The 21,282-nt window shown below is 51.0% G+C and carries 17 protein-coding genes and 1 tRNA gene; 8 read left to right on the top strand and 10 right to left on the bottom strand.

Translation table 11 applies throughout. The annotated features are described in order from the left end of the window. Positions 1-20: 20 nt before the first annotated feature. Positions 21-1,550, top strand: coding sequence for a B12-binding domain-containing radical SAM protein (locus tag BUB30_RS18235; RefSeq protein ID WP_084138217.1), 1,530 nt, complete (start codon positions 21-23; stop codon positions 1,548-1,550). A 42-nt stretch (positions 1,551-1,592) separates the two neighbouring features. Then, on the top strand, positions 1,593-3,026 hold the full coding sequence (gene creD, locus BUB30_RS18240; protein WP_073136671.1) for a cell envelope integrity protein CreD: 1,434 nt from the start codon (positions 1,593-1,595) through the stop codon (positions 3,024-3,026). Between the two features lie 75 nt (positions 3,027-3,101). Here creD and pruA read toward each other — a convergent pair whose 3' ends face one another. The 3 genes from pruA to BUB30_RS18255 all read right to left on the bottom strand — a co-directional run bounded on the left by pruA (position 3,102) and on the right by BUB30_RS18255 (position 5,951). Continuing rightward, positions 3,102-4,733, bottom strand: a complete 1,632-nt coding sequence (pruA, locus tag BUB30_RS18245; RefSeq protein WP_073136673.1) for an L-glutamate gamma-semialdehyde dehydrogenase — start codon at positions 4,731-4,733, stop codon at positions 3,102-3,104. Positions 4,734-4,816: 83 nt separating this feature from the next. Then, positions 4,817-5,536 carry a YjjG family noncanonical pyrimidine nucleotidase gene (locus BUB30_RS18250; RefSeq protein WP_073136675.1) on the bottom strand — a complete coding sequence of 240 codons (720 nt, stop codon included), beginning with the start codon at positions 5,534-5,536 and terminating at the stop codon, positions 4,817-4,819. A gap of 4 nt (positions 5,537-5,540) precedes the next feature. Next, on the bottom strand, positions 5,541-5,951 hold the full coding sequence (locus BUB30_RS18255; protein WP_073136677.1) for an ArsR/SmtB family transcription factor: 411 nt from the start codon (positions 5,949-5,951) through the stop codon (positions 5,541-5,543). Positions 5,952-6,044: 93 nt separating this feature from the next. On the opposite strand from BUB30_RS18255, the gene BUB30_RS18260 reads away from it, so the two are divergent. Beyond that, the gene (locus BUB30_RS18260; RefSeq protein ID WP_073136679.1) at positions 6,045-6,707 is read left to right on the top strand and encodes a carboxypeptidase-like regulatory domain-containing protein; all 663 of its coding nucleotides are present in this window, start codon (positions 6,045-6,047) and stop codon (positions 6,705-6,707) included. A 3-nt stretch (positions 6,708-6,710) separates the two neighbouring features. On the opposite strand, the gene BUB30_RS18265 is transcribed toward BUB30_RS18260, so the two are convergent. The 5 genes from BUB30_RS18265 to BUB30_RS18285 all read right to left on the bottom strand — a co-directional run bounded on the left by BUB30_RS18265 (position 6,711) and on the right by BUB30_RS18285 (position 11,693). After that, a complete protein-coding gene (locus BUB30_RS18265) occupies positions 6,711-7,130 on the bottom strand; it encodes a carboxypeptidase-like regulatory domain-containing protein (RefSeq protein WP_073136681.1) in 420 nt (139 codons plus the stop codon). Between the two features lie 267 nt (positions 7,131-7,397). Then, positions 7,398-8,111 (bottom strand): LytR/AlgR family response regulator transcription factor, encoded by a 714-nt coding sequence (locus tag BUB30_RS18270; RefSeq protein WP_317044203.1) that lies wholly within the window; start codon positions 8,109-8,111, stop codon positions 7,398-7,400. Next, on the bottom strand, positions 8,108-9,202 hold the full coding sequence (locus tag BUB30_RS18275) for a sensor histidine kinase (protein WP_073136685.1): 1,095 nt from the start codon (positions 9,200-9,202) through the stop codon (positions 8,108-8,110). Before BUB30_RS18275 ends, BUB30_RS18270 begins: the two co-directional genes overlap by 4 nt. A 40-nt stretch (positions 9,203-9,242) precedes the next feature. Then, positions 9,243-10,301 (bottom strand): Kelch repeat-containing protein, encoded by a 1,059-nt coding sequence (locus tag BUB30_RS18280; RefSeq protein WP_245804124.1) that lies wholly within the window; start codon positions 10,299-10,301, stop codon positions 9,243-9,245. 21 nt (positions 10,302-10,322) lie between these two features. Continuing rightward, positions 10,323-11,693, bottom strand: coding sequence for a DUF4270 family protein (locus BUB30_RS18285; RefSeq protein ID WP_084138218.1), 1,371 nt, complete (start codon positions 11,691-11,693; stop codon positions 10,323-10,325). Between the two features lie 185 nt (positions 11,694-11,878). Here BUB30_RS18285 and BUB30_RS18290 point away from each other — a divergent pair. The 3 genes from BUB30_RS18290 to BUB30_RS18300 all read left to right on the top strand — a co-directional run bounded on the left by BUB30_RS18290 (position 11,879) and on the right by BUB30_RS18300 (position 13,891). Continuing rightward, a tRNA-Pro gene (locus tag BUB30_RS18290) sits at positions 11,879-11,953 on the top strand. A 559-nt stretch (positions 11,954-12,512) separates the two neighbouring features. Then, a complete protein-coding gene (locus tag BUB30_RS34890; RefSeq protein WP_143164974.1) occupies positions 12,513-12,875 on the top strand; it encodes a hypothetical protein in 363 nt (120 codons plus the stop codon). A 470-nt stretch (positions 12,876-13,345) separates the two neighbouring features. Continuing rightward, positions 13,346-13,891, top strand: coding sequence for a DinB family protein (locus tag BUB30_RS18300; RefSeq protein ID WP_073136691.1), 546 nt, complete (start codon positions 13,346-13,348; stop codon positions 13,889-13,891). A gap of 248 nt (positions 13,892-14,139) precedes the next feature. Here BUB30_RS18300 and BUB30_RS18305 read toward each other — a convergent pair whose 3' ends face one another. Next, positions 14,140-14,607 (bottom strand): hypothetical protein, encoded by a 468-nt coding sequence (locus tag BUB30_RS18305; protein ID WP_073136693.1) that lies wholly within the window; start codon positions 14,605-14,607, stop codon positions 14,140-14,142. Positions 14,608-15,420: 813 nt separating this feature from the next. On the opposite strand from BUB30_RS18305, the gene BUB30_RS18310 reads away from it, so the two are divergent. Continuing rightward, the gene (locus tag BUB30_RS18310) at positions 15,421-17,808 is read left to right on the top strand and encodes an ABC transporter permease (protein WP_073136695.1); all 2,388 of its coding nucleotides are present in this window, start codon (positions 15,421-15,423) and stop codon (positions 17,806-17,808) included. 558 nt (positions 17,809-18,366) lie between these two features. On the opposite strand, the gene BUB30_RS18315 is transcribed toward BUB30_RS18310, so the two are convergent. Then, positions 18,367-19,500: a DUF6563 family protein gene (locus BUB30_RS18315; RefSeq protein ID WP_073136697.1), complete on the bottom strand. Its 1,134-nt coding sequence runs from the start codon at positions 19,498-19,500 to the stop codon at positions 18,367-18,369. 816 nt (positions 19,501-20,316) lie between these two features. On the opposite strand from BUB30_RS18315, the gene BUB30_RS18325 reads away from it, so the two are divergent. After that, positions 20,317-20,931 carry a hypothetical protein gene (locus BUB30_RS18325; protein WP_073136701.1) on the top strand — a complete coding sequence of 205 codons (615 nt, stop codon included), beginning with the start codon at positions 20,317-20,319 and terminating at the stop codon, positions 20,929-20,931. Positions 20,932-21,282: the final 351 nt, after the last annotated feature.

The following is a 21,282-nucleotide window of genomic DNA, read 5'->3' on the forward strand; positions in this document are numbered from 1 at the left end:
CATCCTTAATCACTATCCCGATGAAAGTAAAAATGATCTTGCCCGCACTCACCGAAGCCGAAAGTCCTTTTTGGCGCCCGATAAAATATTCCCTTTTTCCTCCCCTGGGGCTGGCCACACTGGCGGCCTATCTCTCGCCCGACGACGAGATCGATCTACAGGATCAACACGTCGAGAAGGTCAATCTCAACGACACGCCCGACCTGGTGGTGATCCAAGTGTACATCACCAACGCCTATCGCGCCTATGCGTTTGCCGATCACTACCGGGCCCGGGGGATCTATGTTGTTCTCGGCGGGCTACACGTTACTTCCTTACCCGAAGAAGCCGCACCGCATGCTGACACCATTTTCCTGGGGCCTGGAGAAGAAACTTTTCCCGAGTTCCTCAAAGACTTCAAAGCACGGCGGCCAAAGAAACAATACGCGTCTGCCGTCCGGTCGCTGGTAAACATTCCACCGATCCGCAGGGATCTCATCAAGCGCCATCTCTACCTGGTGCCCAACTCCATCGTGGTCACGCGCGGTTGTCCGCATCACTGCGACTTTTGTTATAAGGATGCTTTCTTCGAAGGAGGCAAAACGTTCTACACACAAGTGGTGGACGATGCCTTGGCAGAGATCGACCGTTTGCCGGGACGTCACTTGTATTTTCTCGACGATCATTTGCTGGGAAACGCCAAGTTTGCCTCCGCCTTGTTCGAGGGAATGAAAGGCATGAACCGCGTCTTTCAATCGGCAGCCACGGTCGATTCCATTTTGCGCGGCGACCTCATTGAACAAGCGGCCGATGCTGGGTTGCGCAGTCTGTTTGTTGGGTTTGAAACCTTCTCGCCTCAAAATCTGAGGCAAAGCAATAAGAAACAGAATCTTCAAAAAGATTATCGCAAGGCGGTGGACCGGCTTCATGCGTTGGGCATCATGATCAACGGCTCATTTGTTTTTGGGCTCGACGACGATGACCGCGACGTTTTCAAACGGACGGTGGACTGGGGTGTTGAAAATGGAATTACCACTTCTACGTATCACGTACTCACACCTTACCCGGGCACCGCGCTCTATGCCAACATGAAACGGGAAGATCGCATCACCACCAGCAACTGGGATTTGTATGACACACGCCATGTCGTTTACAAAACAAAAAAATTATCCGCTGGCGAATTGGAAGAAGGATATCATTGGGCTTACAAAGAATTCTATACCTGGTCCAACATTACGCGGGCCAGCCTGACACACGACTCGGCCAAGCACACGCTGAAACATTTCTTGTATAGCGGGGGTTGGAAAAAATTTGAGCCGCTCTGGAATTTTGTCATCAAATCAAAAAACCTGGGCACCATGTTGCCGCTGCTGGAGTCCATCTTATCGAAGGTGAAAAATTCAGGAGCCATAAGCCAGGAGCCAGAAGCCAGAATCGAGGAGCCAGAATCCAGGAGCCAGGAGCCAGAAGCCATACAAAAAAAATTGAAAGCAACCCCCTCAACGCAGGGCGTCACTAAGGAGGTTACCACATCCTTAGCCCTCCCTGCTGAAATCCTTTCCGTCAAATAAAATAACAGGTCCTCTTATCCCATAAACAAAAATCACAATACCATGGACACATTACCCACAACCGTGACCCTTAACATTTTCGAACGCATTAACCGGTGGATCCAGGAATCCATCATGGTGAAGCTCTTCTCGATTGGTTTTCTCATCCTGGTCCTGCTCCTCCCCTCGCATTTGATCGAGGAAATGATCTATGAACGCGAACAGCGCGCCGACAAGGTGATCGACGAAGTGTCGGACAAATGGTCGGGGCCACAAACCGTCTACGGGCCGCTGCTGGTCATCCCCTATCGCTGGGTCGAAACGATCGATGTCGGCAAAGACGGCAAAGAGGCCAAAGAGATCGTGGAGCATGTCGACAAAGCTTTTTTCCTACCCGAGCAACTAAAGATCGACGGCAACGTATCGCCCGAGGTCCGGGGCCGCGGCATATTCGACGTGAGCGTCTACAAGTCCGACATGACGATCAACTCCACCTTTGCCAAACCTGATTTCAAAAGCCTGGCCATTGCCGACGACATGGTATTGTGGGATCAGGCTTACCTGGTTTTCGGTCTGTCTGACTTGCGCGGCATCAGCGACAATCCTGTATTTTCAGTAGGCGGCGTTTCTGTGGCCGCCGAGCCCTCAGACAACATCGGCGTTTACCATCACGCCACACGCAAATCCGCAGACACAGAGCGCTACGTGCCCGACAACGAAGATGATGGCTCCAAGACCTTGGGTGTCACCGCAAAGCTGAATTGGACATCCGCCGATTCGTTCAATGGCGATGTCGATATCAAGCTTCATCTGAAAGGAAGCTCACACCTCGATTTTCTCCCCGTTGGAAAAACTACCGATGTCAAACTGAGCAGTACCTGGAAAGATCCCAGCTTTGAAGGCGAATTTTTACCGGAACCGAGCACCGTCACGAAAGATGGTTTTACCGCGAACTGGAAAATCTTACACTTCAACCGCGCCTTCGCCCAACAATGGAAGGGCTCCGACCAGCAATTAACAGGTGGTAGCTTCGGAGTGAAGTTGCTGATTCCGGTGGACCAATATCAAAAGAGTATGCGCACTTCGAAATATAGCATACTCATTATCCTGCTCACGTTCGTAGCCTTGTTCCTGGTGGAGATCACGCAAAAAATCCGCATCCATCCGTTTCAATATATTTTGATCGGGTCGGCGCTCATCATCTATTACACGTTGTTGTTAAGTTTCTCGGAGCACATTGGGTACAACATGGCCTATGGGGTATCCTCTGTGCTCACGGTTGTGTTGATCACACTCTATTCGACTTCCTTCCTGCAGAGCCGGAAGCTGAGCGTGTTGCTGGCGCTGGTGTTGGCGATTTTCTATACGTTTATTTTTGTGATCATTTTGCAACAGGATTTCTCGTTGCTGTTGGGTAGCCTGGGGCTCTTCTGTATCGTGGGTGTGTTGATGTATTTCTCGCGCAACGTGAATTGGTACAAGAAGTCAGTGGAGTAGTACTTTGCGTCTCTGCGCCTTTGCGGTGAAATTTTAAACCGCAAAGGCGCTAAAGGCGCTGAGGCAAAGAAAATACTATTCTTTGTCGAGGAAGGGGTAGCGATAATCTGTCGGAGTGACAAAGGTTTCTTTGATGGTGCGCAGGGACGTCCAGCGGAGGAGGTTCACTTTTGCACCGGCCTTGTCGTTGGTTCCGGAGCCGCGGGCGCCACCAAAGGGTTGCTGGCCTACAACGGCTCCTGTCGGTTTGTCGTTGATGTAGAAGTTGCCGGCGGAGTTCGTCAGCTTCTTCGTAGCGAGTTCGATAGCGTAGCGGTCTTTGGAGAAAATAGAACCGGTGAGCGCGTAGGGCGATGTGCTGTCTACCAGCTCCAGGGTTTGTTCAAAGTTCTCTTCGTGATAAACATAGATCGTGATCACCGGTCCGAAAATTTCTTCACACATGGTGATGGACAGCGGGTCTTTTGAAACGATCACGGTCGGCTCGATAAAGTAGCCTTTCGACTTATCGTATTTGCCCCCTGCGATGATCTCGTTCAACGGATTCTGACGCGCCTTTTCGATGTAGCCACTGATGGAGTTGAATGCTTTTTCATCGATCACGGCATTGATGAAGTTGCCGAAATCTTCGGTGCCTCCCATTTTGAAGGTCTTCAGATCGTCAAGCAAATATTTCTTCACGTCCTCCCACAAATTGGAGGGTATATAGCAGCGCGATGCCGCAGAACATTTCTGTCCTTGGAATTCAAACGCCCCGCGTGAAATGGCGGTCGACACTTCTTTGGCCTTGGCGCTTTTGTGGACCATGATAAAGTCTTTGCCGCCGGTTTCTCCAACGATCCGGGGATACGATCTGTATTTCTGTATGTTCTGTCCAATCGTTTTCCACATGCCCTGGAACACGGCCGTGCTTCCGGTGAAATGCAGTCCGCCGAAATCGCGGTGGTTGAAGATGATGTTGCCCACGGTGGGGCCATCGGCATAGATCAGGTTGATGACGCCGTCGGGGAGGCCGGCTTCTTTCAATACTTGCATGATCACGTTGGCGGCATAGATCTGCGTGTAGGCGGGCTTCCACACCACGGTGTTACCCATCATGGCCATACACGTAGGCAGGTTGCCGGCAATGGCGGTGAAGTTGAACGGCGTCAGCGCAAAGGTGAAGCCTTCCAGCGCGCGATACTCCATCCGGTTCCAAACGCCGGGGGAAGACGCGGGTTGTTCGCGGTAGATCTCCGTCATGAAGTAGACATTGAACCGCAGGAAATCGATCAGTTCGCAAGCCGAATCGATCTCGGCCTGGTAGGCATTTTTGGATTGACCCAACATGGTGGCCGCGTTGATCACGGGGCGATACGGTCCGGCCAACAGGTCGGCGGCTTTCAGGAAGATGCTCGCGCGGTGTTCCCATGCTAACTCCGACCAGAGGGCCTTGGCTCCCATGGCGGCGTTGATGGCCTGCTCCACGTGTGTGGCATCGCCTTCGTGGAAATTGGCGAGCAGGTGTTTATGATCGTGTGGGGGTGTCAGGGGACGGGTGTTGCCGGTCCGCACTTCGTCGCCGCCGATGTACATGGGGATATCCAGTACTTTGCTCCGGGCGTCTTCGAGGGCACGCTTCAGGACAGCGCGCTCTTTACTGCCAGGGGCATAGCTCAGTACAGGCTCGTTGCGCGGGTGGGGAACGTCGAAAAATCCATTTGACATATCGCTGTTGGTTAATGAGTTTCCAGGTTTAAACTAAAAAGCAAAGATAACGGTTCGGCGTCGCTTCTTTCAAGGGATTTTGTTTAGAGAATATCATACAATTCGTGCAATCCCCCGATCTCGAAGTCCAGGGTCTGGTCGTGCCGGATGCGCTCGGGATTATAATAAACGGCGTCGATAGCCGCATTGCGTGCCCCGCCGATGTCGGTCACCAGGTTGTCGCCGATCATGATGGCTTCGTGGCTGCCGATGCCGTTCAGGCCCAGTGCATAGTGAAATATTTCGCGGGCGGGCTTTTTATGTCCCGCCTTTTGCGAGGTGACGATGTGATCGAAAAAACCTTGCAGGTTGCCGGAAGCGAGTTTCAGGTGTTGGATCTCTTCAAAACCGTTGGTGATCACGCTGAGGGCATAGTGTTCTTTCAAATAGGCCAATACCTCGTAGGCGTTTGGCATCAGGTTTCCTTTTTTCGGACAGGTGTTCAGGTATTCGTGCGAGATCTCGTAACAAAGTTTTTCGTCGTAGGCGCCAAACGGCGTGAGCACTTTCTTGAAACGCTCTTTGCGAATGACTTCGCTGTCGATCAGCCCCTGGTCGTAGAGCACCCAAAGGGCGGCATTGACTTCGCGAAATTCTTTCAGGAAATGCTCGTGGCTGATCACACCCTTGGCCTGGAGGTCGTATTGTGTGTAGAGTTCTTTCAACGTTTCGCTGCTGTTGGTCTCATAATCCCACAGCGTGTGGTCGAGGTCGAAAAAAATAACTTTGTATTTTTTGTTCGGTAAAACTTTTTCCGGCGTCATCGCATCAATGTCTTTTAGGATCGCTAAGTCTTTCTTTTTGCCATTCCTGGATTTGCAATTTGTTTACGGCCAGCTCGCGGTTGGTGAACAGCGTTTGGTAGGTTTGCTGGTCGGTTAGCAACTGCGGATCCTTGCGGAGGAATTGAAAGACTTGTTTGATGATGTCTTCCACGCCGTCTTTGATCTGGTAGAACACCCAGTGATTATAGCGGCGCGTGTTGAGAATGCCTGAGTTTTTCAGGTAGATCAGGTGGCGCGAGGTTTTGGCTTGGGTGAAATCCAGTATTTTCTCCAGGTCGGAGATACACATTTCGCCATTCATCACAATCAGGCTCAGGATGCGCAGTCGAGATTCGTCGGCGCAAGCCTTGAAAATCTGCGATCCCAGCGTTAGATTAAAGTTTTTCAGCCGCATCGGGCACGATTTGTGTCGGCCCCAAAGGTATGGAAATTAGGCTGGTAAATGCCTTATCTTTATATTTGAAAGTGACTATTAAATCTATTATTAGTGAAGTTGACAATTAAGAACGCCGCCGGAATTGCCCTTGTCATCGCATGCGTATTCGGGGCCCTGGACACCGCTTTTGCCCAGGCGCAGAAGAGGCGCGTGATACAGCTTTCGGGCGTTGTTTTGGAAGAAGACTCAGCCGCTAACAATAGCCGTCCCCTCGCGGGTGTGCACGTCTACGTGCCCAAAGCCGGTCGCGGTACCACCACCAACAACATGGGCTTTTTCTCGATGCCCGTGCTGGAGAAGGACGAGATCGTGGTGAGTATCGTGGGTTTTGAAAAACACACCTTCACCGTGCCGGAAGGCTCTCCCGAGTATCAGACCCTCGTGATCACGATGACCCTGGACACGACGTATTTGCCAGAAGTGGTCTTTATGCCCTTCCCCACCGAAGAAGTCTTCAAACAAGCCGTGCTGGCCATGAACATGCCGCTGGACAACAACGACATCGACAAAAGGAATTTTAACCAGGAATTGATGGCGCTCATGCTAAAAACCACCCCCATGGATGGCTACCAGAACCAGCGCTACTACCTGGACCAATGGGCCGGATCGGCCAACAACCGCTTTCAACCCGTTTCAAATCCCTTCCTGAACCCCTTCAACTGGGCTAAATTCTTCAGTTCCCTGAATAAGGATAAGAAGAAGAAAAAGAAATAAGTCTCAGAGATACATGCTGGCCACTTTGCGCTTGCGCCAGAGTGCTGCGCCAAACAGGCGGCGGGGTATCTTGTTGAGATTAAGCTGCCCCAGGCTGGTCGACGCGGCGTGCACCTGAAACATCGGTGTGACCTCGGTTTGATAGCCAATCAGCTTCACATGGACCGAATACATGCCCTGTGGCACATGGTCAAGCTTGAAATGCCCCGCGCTGTCGCTGGCCACGCCGCCCAGCAACGTGGAGTCGTTGTACAGCAGCACATAGGCCTTTACGGGCTTTCCCGATTGAAAATCACTGATTTGCCCGATTATGGCGCCTTGCGCCTGGGCTTTGACAAACGATAGCGATGCTATCATCATACCGGCGAGCAACCCCACATTCCGTAATCTGCCCGTCTTCTGTTGAATTTTTTTTGCCTTCATTATTTTTTTTAAACGCAATGGTCGGAGCACTACCGGGTGTTCTAGCTTCTTTCAGTTGTGATGGCGGTAACCGAAAAAAGAAAAACAGGCCCGGCGGTGTCCGTTAAACCAAATACCAAAACTTAAAATATAGGGAGTTACCGCTCCCATGACCCAAAAGTAGGTACTCGAAGCTGGTTTTAAAAAAAAGTTAGACAAAGCCGGAAGATTGCGAGATGAAACCGGGACCAAAAAAGATGAATGGACGCCCCAAACAGCCAAAATCGATCAGATCAGATTTTTGGGATCGATGAAGCGATGAAGATTTTCTTTGTAGTGCTCACTGATGGGCACCTGCACGCTGCCAATGCTGATCTTTCCCTTCCGGATCGACACCATTTTATCGACCGACACGATGAAGGACTTATGCACACGAATGAATTTATCCGCGGGCAGCTTTTCATCGATGGCCTTCAGGCTCATGCGGGTGATGATCGGGCGCGACACATTGACGAGAAAGATCTTGATGTAGTCTTTCAGGCCCTCGATGTAGACGATATCGCGGATGTTTATTTTCACCAGGTTGTATTCTGCGTTCACAAACAGGTATTCGGCTGCTGCCGCGGCGGCGGGAGGTTGATTCTTGAGGGTGAAGAGCTCGTGCGCCTTGTTGGCGGCCTTCAGAAAGCGTTCGAACGAGACGGGCTTCAGCAGGTAGTCCACGACGTCCAGATTGAAGCCTTCCAGCGCAAAATGCTCGTAGGCCGTGATGAAGATGACCATGGGTGGCGACTTCACCGTCTGCAAAAACTGGATGCCGCTGATGCCCGGCATTTGCACGTCCAGGAAAATGAGGTCTACCGTTTCCTTCATCAGCACTTCGTGGGCCTCGAAAGCGTTTTTGCAACGCTTCACCAGGGTGAGGAAGGGCACTTTTGAAATGTTGTCTTCCAAAAGGTCGAGCGCCAGGGGCTCATCATCTACGGCAATACAGCGCATCATTGTAAGATCAGTTTCAACTCCACCACATACCAGGGATCGGATTCAAAGATGTGCAGTTCGTGCAAATCCTTATACAAAAGGTCCAGCCGGCGGCGCACGTTCTGTATGCCGATGCCCGAACTGGCGTCTTTGGTTTCCGACACCGTGCCATTGAATTTATTTCGCACGCTAAACAACAAGGTTTCGCCCTCGGTGGTTAGCGTGATCAGGATCATCGGGTCTTTCATCATGCCGATGCCGTGCTTGAACGCGTTCTCCACGAACGGGATCAGCAACATGGGTTCCACGGGCAGGTCGCCGCGTGTGGTCTTCACCTCGAAGCTCACGGGAAAATCCTTCCCGAAGCGCAAGCGTTGCAAATCGATATAGCTTTCCAGGTATTCGATCTCTTTGTCGAGTGTCACGCGCTTTTCACTGCTTTCGTAGAGCATGTAACGCATCAAATGCGAAAGCTGTATGATCACCGACTCCAATTGGTCCGATTTCTTCCGCGCCAGCGAAGCCAGGTTGTTCAACACATTGAACATAAAATGCGGGCTCACCTGCGAACGCAACAAGCTCAATTCCGACTTCAGCGTTTCATTCTCGCGTTCTTTGCGCTCACGCTCAAACTGCACCCGGTCGCTGGTCAGCCGCAAGGCGGTGCTCAGGCCGAACACCAGCAGGAAATTCAACAACGTAAAATAAAAAGGACGCCCGGGTCGAAAGGCATTGCCCAAGACCAGGTCGTTCACCAATTCGCTGGCCATCACCACGGCAAAAAAACACAACACGATCGAGATCATGTAGTGCACCCAACTCTTGCGCGTGAGCACGCGGGGGATGAGCACATACATGTTGAGGTAGAAGAAGGCCACCAAAAACACGTTGAACACCAGCGTGTGCACCCGCATGCTGTGCATATCGAACTCGCCCGGCAGGGGTCCCCCGCTGCCCGGCGTATGGAGCCTGATGCGTTCCGGATGCCGCAGGCGATTACCGCGCGGCGCGCCCGTAAAAAGAAACGGCAACAGAACAAACGTGACCCATCCCACGATGTGAAGCGAGATGATGAGCAAGCGATTGAGCACTTGATTTTTCACGTTTGCCATGTTGCCATTTCGCACAAAATACTACTTTTTAGCGGCTTGCTCAGTCCACATCGACGGCCGTGGGATCGAACATCCACAGATCGTCGAAACGGAGACTGGAGCTGCGGCCGGTGGCGACGTAGCCATCGTTGCCCAAGGCAAATCCTACGGCCGAGTCGCGCACGGAGCCTTCAAATGAATTCTTTTGCGTCCAGGTGTCGGTCGACGGGTTGTATTCCCACACGCCGGCATCCAGCGTAGCGCGTGTGCCCAGCAGCACATAGCCCTTACCGTTGATGACGAAGGTGACCCCCAACTGGCGGGCGATGGTGTAGCCCGAGTCGTTGGTATCGGTGTCAACCGCGTCGTCCTGCAAGTCGTTCTTCACATTCCAGATGTCGTTGATGGGATCGTATTCCCAGAATTGCTGGTTCAACACACCATTGTTCATACCGCCGCCCACATAGCCCTTGCCGTCGATGGCAAACGCAAAGGCGTTCACCAGTTTGTCGCCGCTGTAGCTGGCCTTCTGTGACCATTCGCCTGTAACGGCATTGTAGGCATACATATCTTTCAAATAGTTTCCACTGGTGCCGGCATCGGCACCGCCATAGCCGGAGGTGACATAGCCCATGTTGTCGATCGCGAACGCGGCGGCTTCATAACGCGGCAATCCGGGGAAATCGGCGATCTGTGTCCAGCTGTCGGCAATGGGATCGTACTCATAAAAATCCTTCAAAAAGGTCGTGCCATCGGAGCCGGTGCCCACATAGCCCTTGCCATTCGCGGCGAAGGCCACGGCCGCATTTCGCGCCACGCCGGGGAAGTCAGCGCGCTTGAACCAGTTGTTCTTGTCGGCATCGTACATATAAAAGTCTTTCAACCATTTGTCGCCATCATAGCCTGTGCCCACATACGCTTTGCCATCGATCACGAACGACACGGCGCCACTCCGTGCCACTCCTTCATAGGAAGATTTTTTGTACCACTCCCCCAGGTAAGTGGTATCGGATGAGCCGGAGCCGCTGCACCCCGTCAGGGACATACAGATGCGCAGGACCACGAGCAACGTAGCCCCCGTCTTCAGCACTCTTGGAAATTCTACACGTTTACGATTCATGATATAAAAATTTGGATTTGGTTATTGTTGTATACTCTTTCGGATGTACCAGATCTTGAGCTTGACCCGGTAGGTCGTCCCACTGTTCTTCACGCCAAGATAGATCTTGTTCACTTTGGTGTTGAGCTCTGTTCCAGGAGGCATGAGCAACAACCCGTTGTCGTTATTGCCCTCGGTGCCGACCAGGGTTTGCACGTATTGTGTCATGTTGAACGTGTAGCCACTGGACGTCTGGTATTCTTTGTCTTCGGAGTAGGACGCCGACTGTGCCACGCTCGGATTGTAGTCGGCCGAGAGTTGCGACAGCGGCAGGTTGCTGCGATCGGTTTTATAGATGGTCAGCGTTTTCGGATAGGGATGGTTTTTATCAAACGAATCTTTGATCGGCTGGATCAGGAGCTGGGCTTGGGTCACCAACAAGGTTTGTGTGCCGTCGATGGTTTTGTGCACATGGGGGAAACGGATCTTCGTCACCAGACCGGTGCCGGCCTGTATGTATACTTTATCATCGGAAGCGGTCGAAAGCACTTCACCTGTCGTGGCAATGTCTTTCAGGTCCGTGGCCGATCGGTCGGCGTCTATGTTCGAATAGTTGAAGAGCGTTGAGCCAAAGGCAAAGTCCTGGTATTTCTGCGTGAGTTTGTCCTCCACATATTCTTTATAGTACAAGCGGATTTTCATCCCATCGGTATTCAGTCCCACGACGCACGAGGGCTGAGCCGACGCGTTCTCGATGGAGACGCCCTTGAAGTAGGTGAGGAACCGGCCGGGCTCCACGAGATCCGGGGCCTGCGCTTGGGCGCCAGCGAGCCATTCTTTGCCCAAGGCATCGTTGAGGCGAATGGTGAGCGTGTCTTTTGCATTGGGCCGGAAAATCACCTGGCGGCTTCCTATGGGGGTAGACTCCACCGGGGTCTTCGTGGTGTTGTACAGACTGTTGGCCTTATAAAAAACAGAATATTGTCCCTCGTTGTACCAGTAGAACGGCAATGCAAAGGTTTTGAAATCTTTCGTCACGCGGTGCACCTCGATGGTCTGCGCCTGTGTGGTGTCTCCATAGTAGTAGCCGGAATGGGCAATCCTCAAGACCAGGGAGTCAAAGAAGGCTATCGTGGCGGGTGTCCAGGTGGGGTTCGATACCTGGATGTATGCTTTGGCGGTGAGCTTGCCCAGCATCGGATCGGAGTAGCCGCCCATGAGCAGCGAGCCCGTGGAGGAGGTGGGAATGGAGTCCAACAACACGGTCGACACCTGCACCGTGGTGGTGTCTACCACCATCGATCCATAATCGCTGCTAAAATTACTACCCAGGCCGAGCACACCCGGATCGTGGTCGCACCCCAGGCAAAAGACCAGCAAACCGAGACAGAAAATATAAATTCGCCACCGCATAATACAGATTGAATCACGAACTTGGGGGTTTCAGGGTAACTGACGAAAAGGAATAGATGAGGGGAACGGATGTGTAGACCAAGATACAAAATGACACGACCGAAATTTTTCTGTTGCCCCACCTTTTTGGCAGTTAAAATCTTATTCCCTATTATTGCAGCCCTGATTTAAGGATCAGGAAAATTCGGGGCGTAGCGCAGCCCGGTTAGCGCACCACGTTAGGGACGTGGGGGTCGGAAGTTCGAATCTTCTCGCCCCGACTTCGCCCGCCGTAGTTCCTCTTCGGAATGCGGCGGGCTTTTTTTTGATACACACAATCTTTTAAGGCAACACCCCCCTCGTCGGGCAGGCCCGACTTTCAAGCCAATCCCCCAAGCCGCTTGCCTGGCAAAGCATACTGAACAATCTCCATTCACAAACTCAATCCTTCCGACCTGACAAGCCAAGAATTTTTTTATTCCCACCCCCATCCCAAATATTCGTCGACACATTTCCCTCATTCATCCATTCATAATATCGATGCGCCGATCATCCAGAATAACAACCGTCCTGATTTGAGAGGGAACCATTTGAGTCATCAGAAACGCGTGTTTTTTGATGTCCGAACAACCCGATCCCAATTTTCAGCGGCATTTGCGGGCCCGCGCAAAACTTTATAAGAGTCTTAGTGACTATATCCTGTACATGTTACAACAATCACTTTTCCCAAAACAAGAAATTGGCTCAACATGGAACTGTAAAAACAGCTTAAATACGGCATTTTGGCCATTGGCATTGGTTTGGCAATACTGCAACACAGAAACCAGTAACAAAAATCAAATGAAAACGCTTAAAACTCTTGTTGTTCTTGTAGCCCTGATCGCCGGTTCGCAACTCGTTCAAGCCAAAGATAAAACGTGTTCCTGCATCGAGGTCCTCTCCATAAAGCGCGACATCTTCTATTTCAAAACCCCCGAAGATCTCACCGGCGCCACCATCGAAGTATACTCGGCCGACACGCTGATCTTCACCAACCAGGTAGCCCATCGCAAAACCTTGATCGACTTTTATTTCGAAAAACCCGGCGTATACACCATCAAGATCATCAAAGGAGCAAAAGTTGAAGAATTCACATACCAAAAGCAGTCTCCCTCACCTTACGCTGAATCCGAGTCGGGTCACCACATAGAAATCGCCAAATAAAAATATTTTCGTGAAGTAGCCCATCCATCACAGCCGGACCATATACGGTCCCTCAAAAGCGTAAAGTCCTTTACGCTTTTCCTCGTTAGCAAGCACCAATCATTCAAGTTATTCCCACCCGCAAATACTTTCCTTCCTATAAAACAGGTCCCTACAAAACAGGTCGCGATGCACCACAAGTCTCACACAAAAGCCAGAGAAAAACGAGCGTAGAAGCCACTACAAACACAGCCGAAAAAAAAAGGATAAAAGCCGTTCAAGACATTTGAAAAGACTGCGTTCGCAAAGCAGTACTGAAGGGCAAAAAACGACTCCAAAAACAACATGTTTCCTCCCTTTTTCCGGGGGAAAATGAAAAAAAGTAAATTATTTTATTCATCACAAAATCCACTGCCATAGGGTTGTCAGTGGGTGTTAGTTTCTTTGTATTACCAACAAGAAAACAACATCGAAATCTAACCCTTACGCATATGACAATCGAAATCGAAACCCCCACCCAAATGAGCACCACCATCTTGTCAACACTCGTACACGACATGGCTGTCTACAACCAATGGGCCAACCAAACCCTGGTGGACTTTCTGCGTCAAAAGCCAGAGGAACTCCTCTACAAGGAAGTGGCCTCCAGCTTCCCCGGTCTCAAAGCAACCATAGAGCACATCTGGGACACACAACGTTTCTGGCTCTGCGTGATCCAAAAAACCACCCCTCCCACATCGTTCCGCTTCGAACCTTTTCAAGGCACAGCCGAAGAAGCGTTCGAAGGCCTGATGGAAAACTCTAAAGCGCTTACCACATTTATCCAAACGCTCGATGATGCCGGGCTGCAAGAACCCGTGAGCTTCGACTCGCCTTGGGTAAAGGGAACACAAGCCCGGTTCGAGTTTATTCATCAGGTTCTTAATCACAGCACGTATCACAGAGGTCAGGTGGTGACCATCGGCCGGCAACTCGGCTTTACAGATGCGCCGATGACGGATTATAATTTTTATTTGATGATGGTGAAGGGGAAGTAGTGAGGCCCGGTGATGATTCTCAGAGAGCGTTCCCTGAGGGTGTGCCCTTCGGGAATTCGCTTAGAGCAGTTTCGCGCTGGGTATGTTTGCAGTTTGCAGATAGCCCGAGCGTGGCGCGAGGGCGCGTTGTGATCATTGAACCCCAGGCTAAAGCCTGGGGTTATTCGTTAATTTTTATGGCACACGAGCGATCATTCCAGAAAAATGGCCACTCAAGTTTCTGCAGCAGCCGACGTAACTTACCGGCACTATGAAATATGCTCAAATAATGAAGAGTGCCTGACAACGACCCTTTCATTCACTTTCCTCACCGTTTCTGCAAACTCCTCAACTTTTTTACTGCCCGCCATTAGCCAAATGCCCTGGTCGTCGATATTGGCTGACGGGTCAAATTCTATTCTATATCCCCGCGGTATTCCAAATGCGGGGACCATTGTATTGGTGAACTGAATTTTCCTGACAATTTTCAGAGGCACTTTAAAGCTTCTCAGAACCCCTTTTAAATAAAGAAACTGCGCATCATAGTAGAGGTCAAAAACCCTTTTCGACACGCTATAAACCCACGCCAGTAGAACAACATAAACCGAGAAGACCACTCCGAAATGGGAGATCGTTGTCGGATGATCTACTTTAACAACATAAAAAGTCAATCCCAATAACAGCAAGATCGGAGGCACAAGGCCATTGATCGTGTTGGTAGCACTTAATCGTTTCATAGGCGAAATATATTAAATTATTCAGTCTTGAATCCGGTTCATCCCGATCGCTCCCTGGAGACAACAAGCACAACCCTTAGTCTCCAACCTGCAGATCACTGTCGCCATTCGCAACCGCCAAGACGGCAACAACATCTCAGGTAAATCAACTTCAGCAACCGCTTTTAACCGAGCCGGTAAACAGATCAAAAAGACTTTTGGCACGAATCCATTTCACCAACGAAATATCGTCGCGCCAACGAAATATCGTTGGATTTTCCATGTGAGCATGGCTTGATGCTAGTGAAAGTGAGGATTTGGTTTGGCGTGGGTCTTGCCAAAGGCTTTTGGATTTTGACATCGATCAAGGAGCCGCAGGCTGCGCAGGTTTGTTTGATAGCACTTCGCGTGGGCCGGGCTCCTTTGTCATGTCGCGGGCAGTACTTCGTCATGTCGCAGGCACAAGTGTTATAAAAACCTGCGCCAGTAGTTCAAGACATCCCGAATTTCGAGAGCACGAGGACCGGCGATGCTTCGCATCTGATAAAACGAAACCTAGCAGAACCCGATAGACCCGTCGCTCCATCTAAATGCAACATCACACGGATTCAGTGAGCTCTCCACGGGATTCCTTGAACTCGGGTGGAGCCAGAGGAAGGGCGTGCCTGCGGAATGACGTGCGTTGATGAACGCTCAGAAGTACTTCCTTATGTGCTATCTTTGTTCGCTTGCGACCGGCCTCGTTCACCCGCGGGCGAAGAACCCGGGATAACGCTTGCAAATCATCTTATTTCGCTGTTTGTTGCCTGGCATACTTATTGGAATGGGCACGGCATGATTAAAAACTACTTTCTCATTACGTTCCGCAGCATGATGAAGAACAGTCTCTTCGTCGCCATCAACATCTTTGGTATGGGCGTGGCTATTGCGTGCTGTGTTGTGGGTTATTTTGCTTACGACTATGATGCGACCTTTGATGCGGTGCATCAGAACCGGGAGACCCTCTACCGGGTTAGCGCGGTGCGCGAGTTTGAAGGTTCGCTCACCCGGTTTGGGTATGCTGCGTTGCCGTTGGGGAATGTGGTCGATAAAACTTTCCCTGACGTGGAGCAGTCGTCGTGCTATCTTTTTTCGACGTCGAATTTTAAACGGGGGGATGATCTGTTTGCGTCCAACCTCAGCTACGTGGACCCCGACTTCTTTCAGATGTTCTCCTTCGATTTTATTGCGGGCAAGGCTTCAGATCTGTCTGACAAAAGCAGTGTCTTTATCAGCGAGACCATGGCCGTCCGTTTGTTCCGGACGCCGGAAGATGCGCTGGGCAAGACCATGACGCAGGTGTATGGCCGCGAGGAAAAAGAAGTAAAAATTGCCGGCGTGTTCCGCGAGCAGCCCATGAACTCGAGCTTCTACAAAAACGAAGGTTCGGCCTTCATGCATGCCGACAACTATAAAGATGAATTTCCCACGATTCGCGAGGACGATTGGCGGCGTGAGAGCACGTTGTTTGTGCGGGTCAACAATCCTTCGCGGGTGAGCACGGTGCACCAACAACTGCAGGCCTACATCGCGAACAATAATAAAGTGCGGGAAGATTTCCAGGTGAAAGAATTTGCACTTGATCCTTTCGCCACGATGGCGCATCGCGACCGCGCTGAAAACGTGCGGGCCTATACGTGGGCCGCTCCTCCACAAGCTGCCATTGTGGGCTCTATGATCATGAGCGTGTTGATCTTGCTCATTGCGTGCTTTAATCTTACGAATACGGCGATTGCCATTTCCTCCAGGAGACTGAAAGAGATCGGCATCCGGAAAGTGATGGGGTCGATGCGGGCGCAACTGGTCTTCCAGTTTCTCGGCGAGACCACGTTCATTTGTCTCCTGGCGCTGGTGGTGGGTCTGGGTTTTGCCGACTTGCTCATCGCGGGGTGGAACCTCATGACGGCAAACCACATTCATCTTGAACCGCATTATTTCAGTAGCCCCGGTTTCCTGGCTTTTCTTTTTGGCGTGTTGTTCTTCACGGGCCTGCTGGCCGGAAGCTATCCCTCGCTTTATATCAGCCGCTTCAAGCCGGTGACCATTTTGAAAGGCAAGCTCAAGTTTGGGGGCACCAACTATTTTACACGCACGTTGCTGGGGTTACAGTTTGCTATTTCGCTCATCACCATCGTGAGTGCGTTCGGGGTTCTGCAAAATGCGCGCTATCAGCAAAAATATGATCTGGGTTTTGACGTGCACGGTTCGGTGATCGCCACGGTGAACGATCAAAGCGAGTTCGATACGTATCGCGACGCGTTGCAAAAAAATCCTGAAATACTTTCCCTTGCCGGCGCACGCAGCGGCATCTTCTCGAATCGCGCACACGAACCGGTAAAATACCAATCGCTGCAAGCTGAAGTCGACATCATCGAAGTAGGCGACAACTACCTGAACACCCTCGGCCTGAAACTTCTGGAGGGCCGCGACTTTATGAAAGACTCCGAGACCGACCAGCGCGAGTCCATCATCATCACCCAAAGGATGGCCAACCTCTTCAAGTGGGATAAGCCTTTGGGAAAGGAAATTATCTGGAAGGACACGCTGAAGTTGTATGTCGTGGGCGTGGTGAAGGATGTTTATACGCAGGGGCTGTGGCGAGAGATGGAGCCGATGATGATCCGCTATGTGTTGCCGGCGCAATACAACCAGGTGGTGGTGAGCACGAAGGCGGAGAAGGTGTCGTCGGTCAATGCCTATATGCGGGAGCAGTGGGGTAAGGTTTTTCCGAACCGGTTGTATAACGGCTACATGTTGTCGGCTGAATTGGAACAGACGATTGCCTTGAACATGAGCATCGTTTATGGCTATGCGTTCCTGGGCGCGATCGCGATGTTGTTTTCGGCAACGGGGTTGTATACGTTGGTGTCGCTGAACATGATCCGGCGCATGAAGGAGATTGGCATCCGCAAAATTGTCGGGGCGTCGGTGTCGAGCATTATGCGGACGGTGAACCGGGAGTTTATCATCATTCTGACGCTGGCTTCCGTTGTGGGATCGTGGGCAGGCTTCAATTGGTGCAATACGATCATGAGCACGATCTGGAAATACTACCAGGGCGTGAATGTGTGGACGTTTGTTATTTCGGTGGGGTTGTTGTTTGTGATCTCTATCGGTACTATTGGTTACAAAGTCTTTAGCGTGGCTACGATGAATCCGGTGAAGAGTTTGCGGGATGAGTAGACTCACGTCGCAGTACTTCGTCATGTCGCAGGCACAAGTTTTCTTAAAGGATGCGCACGTGGTTCAAGACATCCCGAGTTTCGAGAGCACTGAAATCGGATAGGCTTCGCACTGAATAAAACGAAACCCGGCAAAACCCGATGGACGAGTCGCCCGATCTTAAATGCAACATCACACAGATGAAGCGAGCTGTCCACGGGGTCCCTTGAACTCGGGCGAAGCCAGAGGAAGGGCGTACCTGCGGAATGACGTGCGTTGTTGAAGACGCGGAAGTACTTCGTCATGTCGCAGGCACCAGTTTTTTAAAAGAATGCGCCAGTAGTTCAAGACATCCCGAATTCCGAGAGCACTGAAATCAGATAGGCTTCGCACTGGATAAAACGAAAACCGGCAGAACCCGATGGACGGCGTCGCCCGATCTTAAAATACAACATCACACAGATGAAGCGAGCTATCCACGGGATTCCTTGAACTCGGGCGAAGCCAGAGGAAGGGCGTGCCTGCGGAATGACGTGCGTTGTTGAACGCGTTGAAGCACTTCCACGCGTCACACTCCATTCAAAACGGGTGGCTCGCGTTATACATCTTCACATACGACAACATCACCGCCGGATCGCGCTTATTCCGGTCCTGTTGAAATTTCGCCAGCAACTCGGGATCGTCCTTAAACAACTCATCCACCGTATACAACTTTACCGGGCGGATCACTCCTGTTTTCAGATCCAAAACAATAAGATCGAGGTCCTCCGAAGCCGCGGCCGTTCCAATGGCACCAAACCCTCCGGCCCACAGACCTTTTTCGGTGGCGGTCATGTAGTGATCAAACCAAGCCATATACCGGCCTTCCTCCGTGACGCGGGCAAAGACACCTTTACCCGAATTGACATTATAGAAAAAGGTGTTAATGAAGACAGACGTGCCGTCACTCACGCCAAAGGGCTCACGCAGTTTCTTTTCCGTGGCCTTGTCGCGTATCAGGAACAAATCGCCTTCCAGCCGCTGAATGATCGGTATCGCGTTTTGACTCACCGGACTGTTGGAGCGCAACTGTGTGAACTTCTCATAGATGCCCGCGTTGCGTACCATGCTGCGCACGATGTTGTGGGCGTTGTCGGTGCTGTTCCATTCGGCAGCGGCTTCGTAGAGGGTACCGGGGTTGTTGGGCCAGTCGGACGCGTTGAATTTTGTGATGCAGGTGTTCAATGCTGTGGCCAGCCGTCTGTCGTGTGCAGCGGTCACGTCCATGCCGCCAGATTCCTGCATGTCGCTGTAGGTGCCCACGGCGCGGAGTCTGCCGCTGTCGAGGCGGCAGAAGGTGATCTCCACGTCGGCGGTGCCGCGTTCTTTCATTTTGTAGGTGCGCTCGCCGATGCGGAGTTCGTTCATCACGGCGATGATCCGTTGTTGGCTGGTTTGCTTGGGCGTCATTTGCTTGAAGTAGGTGAGCAAGGCGACGTCGAAAGGTTTGTCGAAGGAGGCATCTACCTGGCGATTGTTCATGCCCACTTGCGCCATGCCGATATTGTCTTTCACCGCCCGGGCGTCTACCACGCTGTCGATGTAGAACAGGCGGTTGGGAAGCGCGAGAGGTTCGGGTTTGAGGGTGACGGTGAATTTTTTTTGGGCTTGGGTTTGGAAGGTGATGAAAAGGGTGATGAGGGCCAGGAGGAGGTTCTGAGGTTTGGAGGTCATGGGTGGAGAAGATTTGGTGTAGAAAATATAGTGGGGAAGTTGGAGGTGGGCAAGGGTTGGGGTGGGTTTTTGTATGGGGGGTGGGTTGAAAATGTGGGGGGATGGAATTGTGGGGTGCTGGTTGACTTTTGGTTTGGTGGAGGGTGGGTTCAAAATTTTTGGTGGTGGGACAGCAACAAAAGGGTGTGGAGTTCAAAATTGATTTTGGGGTGATGGAATGTTTGGGGGTGTTTGAATTTGGGTTGGGATGGGGATGCCGGTTCATTTTTTTGTGGCGCAAAAATTGGACGTGGGGTGGTGAAATGATTGGGCGCATTTTGGATTTGGTTGCGTTGAGTGTCGGGTCAAAAACTTGTTGGTGAAGAACACCAACAAGGGCGAGCGGAACACCAACAAGGCGGGCGAGACGGGCGAATAGTGGTATGTCATTACATAATTTTATACAACGGTGTGGGTGAGGTTAACAGAACAATACCTTGGCAATGTGAAAAGGTTACAGGGTGGGTGAGTAAAAAAAACTTTTTTTGATTGATGATGGTGTACGTGACTGAACGAATTTGATCAGGTGTTCACGAATTCCGGACAGTACAATTTCGAACAGTGCCCTTCTAAAACTTCTTTTGCGCTTTTTTGCAACCTTCTTTATGCTTTCTACATCTTTACATCGATTGGCAGCATTTTCGCTAGTGCCCTTTCGCCTACCTGAACGCTATCGCTTTGTTCGATTATTAACATTTTGCTCATGTAACCATTTCATGGGACGTGAGTAATCTATGCACTTGAAGCAAACTATCCACTTAACACAAATAAAAAAGTATGATGAGCAAATTCAAATTTCTTTTGAGCGTTGTCGGCCTCTTCAGTGTCATGATGGCAACCGGTCAGGCGACGACGGCTGTTACCGTTAAAGGTACCCCCTACCTGCATGAAGCTTACCAGGATGGAGTGGTTTATTATGGCGATAAGAGTTTGACCGTTCCGGTTCGCTATAATGCTTTTCAGGACCTGATCGAGTATCAGCAAAATGGAAAAGCGCTGGTACTGGATCCCAAACTCACGATCAAAAAAGTACAGCTCGGCAGTACCGTCTTCGTTCCCCAAGCATTCGACAAGAAACTCGGCTACTTTATGCTGTTAGACAGCGGCAAGATGTCGTTGTATGTCAAGAAGAAGATCACGCTTCTTCCCGGCAGAAAGGGCGGCGCACTGGACGGCAGCGACCAAGCCCCCGAATACAAACCTTCACCGGATGAATTCTTTGTTAAGATCGGCGAGGGTCAATTGCAGGAAGTGGGCACTATCAAATCGTTCGTTTCGGGCTTGCCTGACAAACAAGAAGAGATAGCGGCTTTTGCGAAGAAGGAGAAGATCTCGCCGAAGAAAGAGAAGGAGATGCTGCAGTTGGTGCAGTATTATAATTCGCTACAATAATTGCAATGTCTGGCAGCTGACTTGTTGGTGAAGAACACCAACAAGGGCGATTGGGTGATTGGTATTAATAAAACAACAACAAATCCCCCACCGCCGTTGTTGGTGTTCTTCACCAACAACATTTCGGGCGTGTGGCATTGAATTGACGTGCGTTAACAAGTTGGTGGGCCAACAGGCACGATATCCATAAAAATAAAAAGCCACCCGTTAAACAGGCGGCCACCGCCGTTGTTGGTGTTCTTCACCAACAACATTTCGGGGCGTGTGTCATTGAATTGGCGTGCGCTAACAAGTTGGTGAGCCAACAGGCACGATGTGCATAAAAATAAAAAAGCCACCCGTTAAACAGGT

The sequence above is a fragment of the Chryseolinea serpens genome (assembly GCF_900129725.1).
Taxonomy (GTDB): Bacteria; Bacteroidota; Bacteroidia; order Cytophagales; family Cyclobacteriaceae; genus Chryseolinea; species Chryseolinea serpens.

Excerpts from the sequence above, each read along its gene's own strand:
- BUB30_RS18285 (WP_084138218.1), bottom strand. The coding sequence starts at position 11,693 with ATGCGGTGGCGAATTTATATTTTCTGTCTCGGTTTGCTGGTCTTTTGC.
- BUB30_RS18250 (WP_073136675.1), bottom strand. The coding sequence starts at position 5,536 with ATGACGCCGGAAAAAGTTTTACCGAACAAAAAATACAAAGTTATTTTT.
- BUB30_RS18235 (WP_084138217.1), top strand. The coding sequence starts at position 21 with ATGAAAGTAAAAATGATCTTGCCCGCACTCACCGAAGCCGAAAGTCCT.
- BUB30_RS18280 (WP_245804124.1), bottom strand. The coding sequence starts at position 10,301 with ATGAATCGTAAACGTGTAGAATTTCCAAGAGTGCTGAAGACGGGGGCT.
- BUB30_RS18310 (WP_073136695.1), top strand. The coding sequence starts at position 15,421 with ATGATTAAAAACTACTTTCTCATTACGTTCCGCAGCATGATGAAGAAC.
- BUB30_RS18255 (WP_073136677.1), bottom strand. The coding sequence starts at position 5,951 with ATGCGGCTGAAAAACTTTAATCTAACGCTGGGATCGCAGATTTTCAAG.
- BUB30_RS18265 (WP_073136681.1), bottom strand. The coding sequence starts at position 7,130 with ATGAAGGCAAAAAAAATTCAACAGAAGACGGGCAGATTACGGAATGTG.
- BUB30_RS34890 (WP_143164974.1), top strand. The coding sequence starts at position 12,513 with ATGAAAACGCTTAAAACTCTTGTTGTTCTTGTAGCCCTGATCGCCGGT.
- BUB30_RS18305 (WP_073136693.1), bottom strand. The coding sequence starts at position 14,607 with ATGAAACGATTAAGTGCTACCAACACGATCAATGGCCTTGTGCCTCCG.
- BUB30_RS18315 (WP_073136697.1), bottom strand. The coding sequence starts at position 19,500 with ATGACCTCCAAACCTCAGAACCTCCTCCTGGCCCTCATCACCCTTTTC.
- BUB30_RS18325 (WP_073136701.1), top strand. The coding sequence starts at position 20,317 with ATGATGAGCAAATTCAAATTTCTTTTGAGCGTTGTCGGCCTCTTCAGT.
- pruA (WP_073136673.1), bottom strand. The coding sequence starts at position 4,733 with ATGTCAAATGGATTTTTCGACGTTCCCCACCCGCGCAACGAGCCTGTA.
- BUB30_RS18300 (WP_073136691.1), top strand. The coding sequence starts at position 13,346 with ATGACAATCGAAATCGAAACCCCCACCCAAATGAGCACCACCATCTTG.
- BUB30_RS18275 (WP_073136685.1), bottom strand. The coding sequence starts at position 9,202 with ATGGCAAACGTGAAAAATCAAGTGCTCAATCGCTTGCTCATCATCTCG.
- creD (WP_073136671.1), top strand. The coding sequence starts at position 1,593 with ATGGACACATTACCCACAACCGTGACCCTTAACATTTTCGAACGCATT.
- BUB30_RS18270 (WP_317044203.1), bottom strand. The coding sequence starts at position 8,111 with ATGATGCGCTGTATTGCCGTAGATGATGAGCCCCTGGCGCTCGACCTT.